General features: G+C 75.4%; 5 protein-coding genes. 2 read left to right on the top strand and 3 right to left on the bottom strand.

The genetic code is table 11. The features are described from left to right. The coding region (locus PSR1_RS21140; RefSeq protein WP_059439347.1) for a diguanylate cyclase at positions 1 to 1,008 on the top strand (1,008 nt) is incomplete at its 5' end. 30 nt (positions 1,009 to 1,038) lie between these two features. Here the strand turns inward: PSR1_RS21140 and PSR1_RS21135 are convergent. Together PSR1_RS21135 and PSR1_RS21130 are read right to left on the bottom strand one after the other, a co-directional pair. Further along, on the bottom strand, positions 1,039 to 2,442 hold the full coding sequence (locus PSR1_RS21135) for a sigma-54 dependent transcriptional regulator (protein ID WP_059439346.1): 1,404 nt from the start codon (positions 2,440 to 2,442) through the stop codon (positions 1,039 to 1,041). Then, positions 2,439 to 3,311, bottom strand: coding sequence for a histidine kinase dimerization/phospho-acceptor domain-containing protein (locus PSR1_RS21130; protein WP_237758185.1), 873 nt, complete (start codon positions 3,309 to 3,311; stop codon positions 2,439 to 2,441). Before PSR1_RS21130 ends, PSR1_RS21135 begins: the two co-directional genes overlap by 4 nt. A gap of 218 nt (positions 3,312 to 3,529) precedes the next feature. Here PSR1_RS21130 and PSR1_RS21125 point away from each other — a divergent pair, with 218 nt between their 5' ends. Then, positions 3,530 to 4,942 carry a CapA family protein gene (locus PSR1_RS21125; protein WP_237758184.1) on the top strand — a complete coding sequence of 471 codons (1,413 nt, stop codon included), beginning with the start codon at positions 3,530 to 3,532 and terminating at the stop codon, positions 4,940 to 4,942. Here PSR1_RS21125 and PSR1_RS21120 read toward each other — a convergent pair. Then, complete coding sequence (locus PSR1_RS21120; RefSeq protein ID WP_011420608.1) at positions 4,920 to 5,414, bottom strand: dCMP deaminase family protein; 495 nt, start codon at positions 5,412 to 5,414, stop codon at positions 4,920 to 4,922. The two genes, PSR1_RS21125 and PSR1_RS21120, sit on opposite strands and share 23 nt — an antisense overlap. Positions 5,415 to 5,878 lie beyond the last annotated feature (464 nt).

The following is a 5,878-nucleotide window of genomic DNA, read 5'->3' as shown; positions in this document are numbered from 1 at the left end:
CGGCTGCTCGAGCTCGCCGACGAGCTGGATCGCGCCCGCTCGCCCGAGGGCACGGCGGCCCACGTGACGCCGCGGCGCCGCGGCGAGCGCCCGCTCCTGCTGGTCGCCGACGACGAGCGCGACGCCCGGGAGGTCCTGTCGCAGGTGCTCGAGCCCGAGTACGAGGTCGCCTCCGCCGCGGACGGCCAGGAGGCGCTGGACCTCGCCCGCGCCGAGCATCCGGACGTCGTGCTGCTCGACATCGCCATGCCGCGGCTGGACGGCTTCGAGGTGCTGGAGCGGCTCCGCCACGACCCGGCCACCGCCGACATCCCGGTGATCTTCGTGTCGGGGCGCGGCGACGACGCCGTGAAGGTGCGCAGCCTGGACCTCGGCGCGGTGGACTACCTGCAGAAGCCCTTCTCCGAGCGCGAGCTGCGCGCCCGGGTGGAGCGGACGCTGCGCCTGGTGCGCTCGCAGACCGCGCTCCGGGAGCTCGCCCAGACCGACGCGCTCACCGGCCTCGCGAACCTGCGCGCGTTCCGCGCCCGCGTGGACGAGGAGGTGAAGCGGGCCCGCCGGTACCGCACGCCGCTCACCTGCGTCATGGCCGACATGGACAACCTGAAGCCCATCAACGACGCGCTGGGGCACGCCGCCGGTGACCGCGCCATCGCCGCGGTGGCGGCGGTGATCCGCGAGGAGCTGCGCGAGACCGACTTCGGGGCGCGCTACGGCGGCGACGAGTTCGTGATCCTGCTCCCGCACACCACCGGCGAGGAGGGGCACGTGTTCGCCGAGCGCGTCTGCACCCGCCTGCACGAGACCGTGCTGGAGGTGTCCGGGGAGCGGGTCCCGCTGGGCGCGTCGTTCGGCGTCGCCTGCCTGCCCGAGGAGGACGGCGACGACGGGGGCGCCGACGCGCTGGTGCGCGCGGCCGACGCGGCGCTGTACGTGGCGAAGCGGGCCGGGCGCGGGCGGGTGGCGCTGGCGGCGGCGGAGCCGCGCGCGTCCGCGAGCGCCGGCTGAGCCGCGGGCCGGCCCGCGCCGCTCGTGCCCCTACGCCTTGGCGGCCGCCGCGGGATCGCCCTCGGACGCCTCGCCGCGCGACCGGGCCTCGGCCGCGTAGCGGTTCAGCTTGTTGTAGAGCGTCTTCTCGCTGATCCCGAGGATCTCGGCGGTGCGCGCCTTGTTGCCGCCGTTCCGCTGCAGCGAGGCGAGGATGTACTCCTTCTCGACCTTGTCGACGGGCAGCCCCAGGGGCACGCGCAGCGTGGCCGCCTCCGGGCGGCTGGCCTGCATGTCGGGCGGGAGCTGCTCCTCGCCGATCACCTCGCCGTCCACCAGGATCATCGCCCGCTCCACGGTGTTGCGGAGCTCGCGGATGTTGCCCGGCCAGGCGTAGCCTTGCAGGACGGCCATGGCCGCGGGTGAGACGCCCTGCACGTGCTTGCCGGTCTCGGCGTTGAACTTCTCGATGAAGTGGTGGACGAGCAGCGGGACGTCCTCGCGCCGCTCCTTCAGCGTGGGGAGCAGGATGCTGAACACGTGCAGCCGGAAGTAGAGGTCCTCGCGGAAGCGGCCGCGGCGGATCTCCTCCTTCAGGTCGCGGTTGGTGGCGCAGATCACCCGCACGTCCACCTCGACCTCGGAGCGCCCGCCCAGCCGGCGGATCTTCCGCTCCTCCAGCACGCGCAGGAACTTGGCCTGCAGCTCGAGCGGCAGCTCGCCGATCTCGTCCAGGAACAGCGTGCCGTTGTGCGCCAGCTCGAAGTTCCCGAGCCGCCGCTGGTCGGCGCCGGTGAACGCGCCGCGCTCGTAGCCGAACAGCTCGGACTCGATGAGCGTGGCCGGGATGGCCGAGCAGTTCAGCGCCACGAACGGCTTGTCCTTGCGGGGCGACAGGTTGTGGATGGCGCGCGCCACCACCTCCTTGCCGGTGCCGCTCTCCCCGGCGATCACCACGCTGGCGTTCGAGGGGGCCACCTTCTTCACCAGCTCGAAGACCCGCTGCATGGCCGGGCCGGAGCCGATCATGTCGGTGCCCGGGGCGAGGGCGGCGATGCGGCGCCGGAGCAGCTGCACCTCGCGCATCGTCTCCTTCTTCTCCAGCGCCCGCTCCAGCACCAGGCGCAGGCGCGGCACCTCCAGCGGCTTCTCGATGAAGTCGAACGCGCCCTCGCGGATGGCCTGCACCGCGGTCTGGATGGTGCCGCGGCCGGTGAGCAGCACCACCGGGCAGTCCGGCAGCTCGGCGCGCAGCGCGCGCAGCAGCCACAGGCCGTCCATGTTCGGCATCACCAGGTCGGTGAGGATGACGTCGGGGTGGCCCTCGATCGCGCGCCGGAGCGCCTCGGTGCCGTCGCTGGCGGTCTGGACGTCGTAGCCCCAGCGCTGGGTGAGCTCCGCCAGCGCCTCCCGGCTGTCGGTCTCGTCGTCCACGATGAGGACGCGGTATCTCATGAGCGATCGTTCCTCGGCAGCCGCAGCACCGAGCGCTGCTCGCCGCCCTCGCGGATGACCTCCAGGCTGCCGCCCAGCGCCTCCGCCGCCGCGGCGGCCACCCCGCTGTAATACCCGCTCTCCGGCCCGGGATCACCCGGGCTCTGGTCCAGGCGCACCACCGCCCACTCCCCCTCCGTGGCGGCCCGGACGGCCAGGCGGCCGCCCTCCGGCGTGGTCGCGACCGCGCGGGCGAAGGCGCCGAGGAGCAGCCGCCCGAGGCGCGCGGCGTCGGCCACGCTGCGCACGGCGCCGGCGTGGGCGTCCACGGTGAGCGCGATGCGCCGCCGGCGGGCGTCGTGGCCGAGCAGGCAGGCCGCGTCGGCGAGCAGCGAGCCCACGTCGGTGTAGCCGAGCGGCGCCGACGGATCGGCGACGTCCACGAGGCGCCGCAGCACCTCGTTCACCCGGCCCACCTGGTCGCGCAGCGCGCCGAGGTGCGAGGCCGCGGCTCCGCTGGCCTCCGGCGATCCCGAGAGCTTCTCCGCGAGCAGCGCGAGCTGCAGCGACATGGCGTTGAGCGGGTTCTTGATGTCGTGCGCCACGCCGGCCGCGATCCGGGTGAGCCCCTCCGAGCGCGCCGCGTGCTCGAGCCACTCCTGGCCCTCCGCCGGCCGGACCAGCAGGAGCGCCCCCGCGCTCGCCGGGATGCGCTCCAGCTCCACGGCGTCCCCCCCGTCCGGCCCCTCCAGCCGCGCGATCGGCGGCCCTTCCCCCGCGAGGAGCGCGCGCAGCGCCGGGCTTCCCTCCGCCCTGGCGCGCAGCGCGCCGGTGGGGTCGCCACCCTCGAGGCCCAGGCCGGCCAGGAACCCGGGATCGGCCGCGATCACGGTTCCGGCGGGGTCGACGAAGGCTGCGCCTGCTGAAAGGTAGGTGTGCATACGCTCGCTTGCCGCGGCCCGGGGTGGGCGTGAGATGCGTACGGACTCCGCTTTTTTCAAGCCTGCTGGGAGGATAGCCTGCTAACGGAGGTTGCGTGACCCCGACTGTCGGCCTCCGGCGCGCCGCGCCGGTCGTAACCCTGTGTTTACTCGCGGGATGTGCCTCGGTGACGCGGACGCCGGCGATCGGCCCGTCCGCGCCCGCGGCGCCCGCGACGTCCGCCCCGGCCGGCTCCCCCGTCGCGGGCGCGCTGCCCTCCATCCCCCGCGCGGTGGCCGCCGCGCCGAAGGTGGATGCCCCGGTCCGGAGCGAGGCGCGCGTCACGCTCGCGGCGGTGGGCGACGTGCTCATGCACGACGCGGTGAAGCGCGCCGCCGAGGCGCGCCGGGCCGACGCGCCCGACGGCGGCTACGCCTGGCTGTTCGCGCCCATCGCGGACCTGCTCGGCGCCGCCGACCTCACCTTCGCGAACCTGGAGACGCCCATCGCGCCCCAGGCGTCGCAGGGCTCGCGCGCGTTCGTGTTCAACGCGCCGCCCGCGGTGATCGCGGCGCTGCAACGCGCCGGCGTGGACCTCGTCTCGGTCGCGAACAACCACGCCATGGACCAGGGGCGCCGCGGCTTCGAGGAGACGCTGCGCTGGCTGCGGTCCGCCGGCCTCCCCTACGTGGGCGCCGGACCGGCGCCCCGCGCGGCGGGCCCGGTGCGGCTCGAGCGCAACGGCCTCTCGCTCGCATTCCTCGGCTACACGTACGGGCTGAACCAGGGTGGCAACGCCTGCCCGCCCGCGGCCGCCGCCTGCGAGCAGGTCGCCGAGCTGGACCGCGCCCGCATGGTGGAGGACGTGCGCGCCGCCGCGGCCGCGGCGGACGCCGTGGTGGTCTCGGTGCACTGGGGCGTCGAGTACCAGCAGGCGCCGCGCGCCGACGAGGTGGAGCTGGCGCACCGGCTGGCCGACGCGGGCGCGCTGGTGGTGCTCGGCCACCACCCGCACGTGCTCCAGCCGATCGAGCTGTACCGGCGCCCCGACGGCCGCACCGCGGTGATCGCCTACTCGCTCGGCAACTTCGTCTCCAACCAGTCGCGCAACTACGTCGCCGGGGTGACGCCGGACGCCGTGGCCGCCACCCGCGACGGCGCGCTGCTGCGCGTCACGCTCGCGCGTCGCGACTACGGCCGCGGCGTCGAGGAGGTGGAGGTCGCCGGGGCGGACTTCCTGCCGCTCTGGACCGAGAACGACACGGTGGAGATCGACCGGCGCAAGGAGCCCGCCCGCCGGCCGGCCATCCGCGTGGTGGCCGTGGACCGCGCGCTGGCCTCGGTGCGCGCCGAGCTGGCCGCCCTCCCCGACCCGCTGCCCGAGGCGGACCGCGCCCGGTACGTGGCGCTCCGGCGCCGGGAGGAGCTGTACCTGGCCCGCCGCGCCGCGGTCGCCGGGGTGATGGGCGAGGACCTGCTCCGCACGCTCGGCCCGGCCGAGCTGGCCGGCCCCGAGGCGCCCGCGCCCGCCGCGCCGGCGGCCGCGCCGCCCCCGGCCCGGGCGGCGCCCGCGGCGGCTACTCCGTCCGCCGCGCCGTGACCGGGTGCGGGACGCCGGTGTCCGGCGGCTGCACGTCGGGCCGCGCCGGCACCTTCAGCTCGACGAGCTCGATCCCGAGCCGCTGCGCGAACTCGAAGATGCGCGCGTCCCGGTAGAACTCGCCGAAGACGATGCGGCGGCACCCGGCGTTCGCGATGAGCTTGAAGCAGGGCCAGCAGGGCGAGGCGGTGGTGTAGATGCTGGCGCCCTCGATGGCGACGCCGTTCTTGGCCGCCTGGATGATGGCGTTCGCCTCCGCGTGGACGGTCGCCACGCAGTGGCCGTCCTCCATCATGTGGCCGGCCTCGCTGCAGTGGGGCAGCCCGCGGATGGAGCCGTTGTAGCCGGTGGAGAGGATGGTCTTGTCGCGCACCAGCACCGCGCCCACGTGCTTGCGATCGCAGGTGGCGCGGGTGGCGACGACCCGCGCCACGTTCATGAAGTACTCGTCCCAGCTCACGCGGTTGTCCATCCGTCCTCCCTGGTGCGGCCGGCCATCCTACCCCACGGGGCCGACGCCCGGCGGCCGCCGCGGCATACCATGTCGCATGGTCCGCCCTGCCCTGGCGCTGCTCGCCGCCTCCCTCCTCGTTCCGTCCGAGGCCCTCCCGCAGGACGGGGCACCCGCGGCCGCGCCCGCCGCCCCGCCGGCCTCCGAGCCCGTCGGCCAGCTCCCGCCCCCCGCGCCATCCCCGATCCCGCGCCCGCGGCCGGCGACAAGTCCGGCGGGAAGGCGAAGGAGGGCAAGGACGCGAAGCCGGCCAGGCCGCTGCCGCGCGCCTCGGTCCTCGAGGAGGTGGTCGGGACGGTGAAGGAGGTGGATCGCGCGCACCACCGGCTGACGATCGACGCCGCGGCCGGGCCCATCACCCTCACCGTGGACCGCAACACGCTCGTGTACGGGCCGGCCGGCCTCACCACGGTGCTCGACGTCGT

This window comes from Anaeromyxobacter sp. PSR-1 (assembly GCF_000964525.1).
Classification (GTDB): domain Bacteria; phylum Myxococcota; class Myxococcia; order Myxococcales; family Anaeromyxobacteraceae; genus Anaeromyxobacter.
The sequence above is the reverse complement of the archived record's forward strand: the minus strand, read 5'-3'. Positions and strand labels throughout refer to the sequence as shown.

What these genes read in the sequence shown, in the direction of transcription:
- PSR1_RS21135 (WP_059439346.1), bottom strand. Translation starts at nt 2,442, where the DNA reads ATGAGATACCGCGTCCTCATCGTGGACGACGAGACCGACAGCCGGGAG.
- PSR1_RS21120 (WP_011420608.1), bottom strand. Translation starts at nt 5,414, where the DNA reads ATGGACAACCGCGTGAGCTGGGACGAGTACTTCATGAACGTGGCGCGG.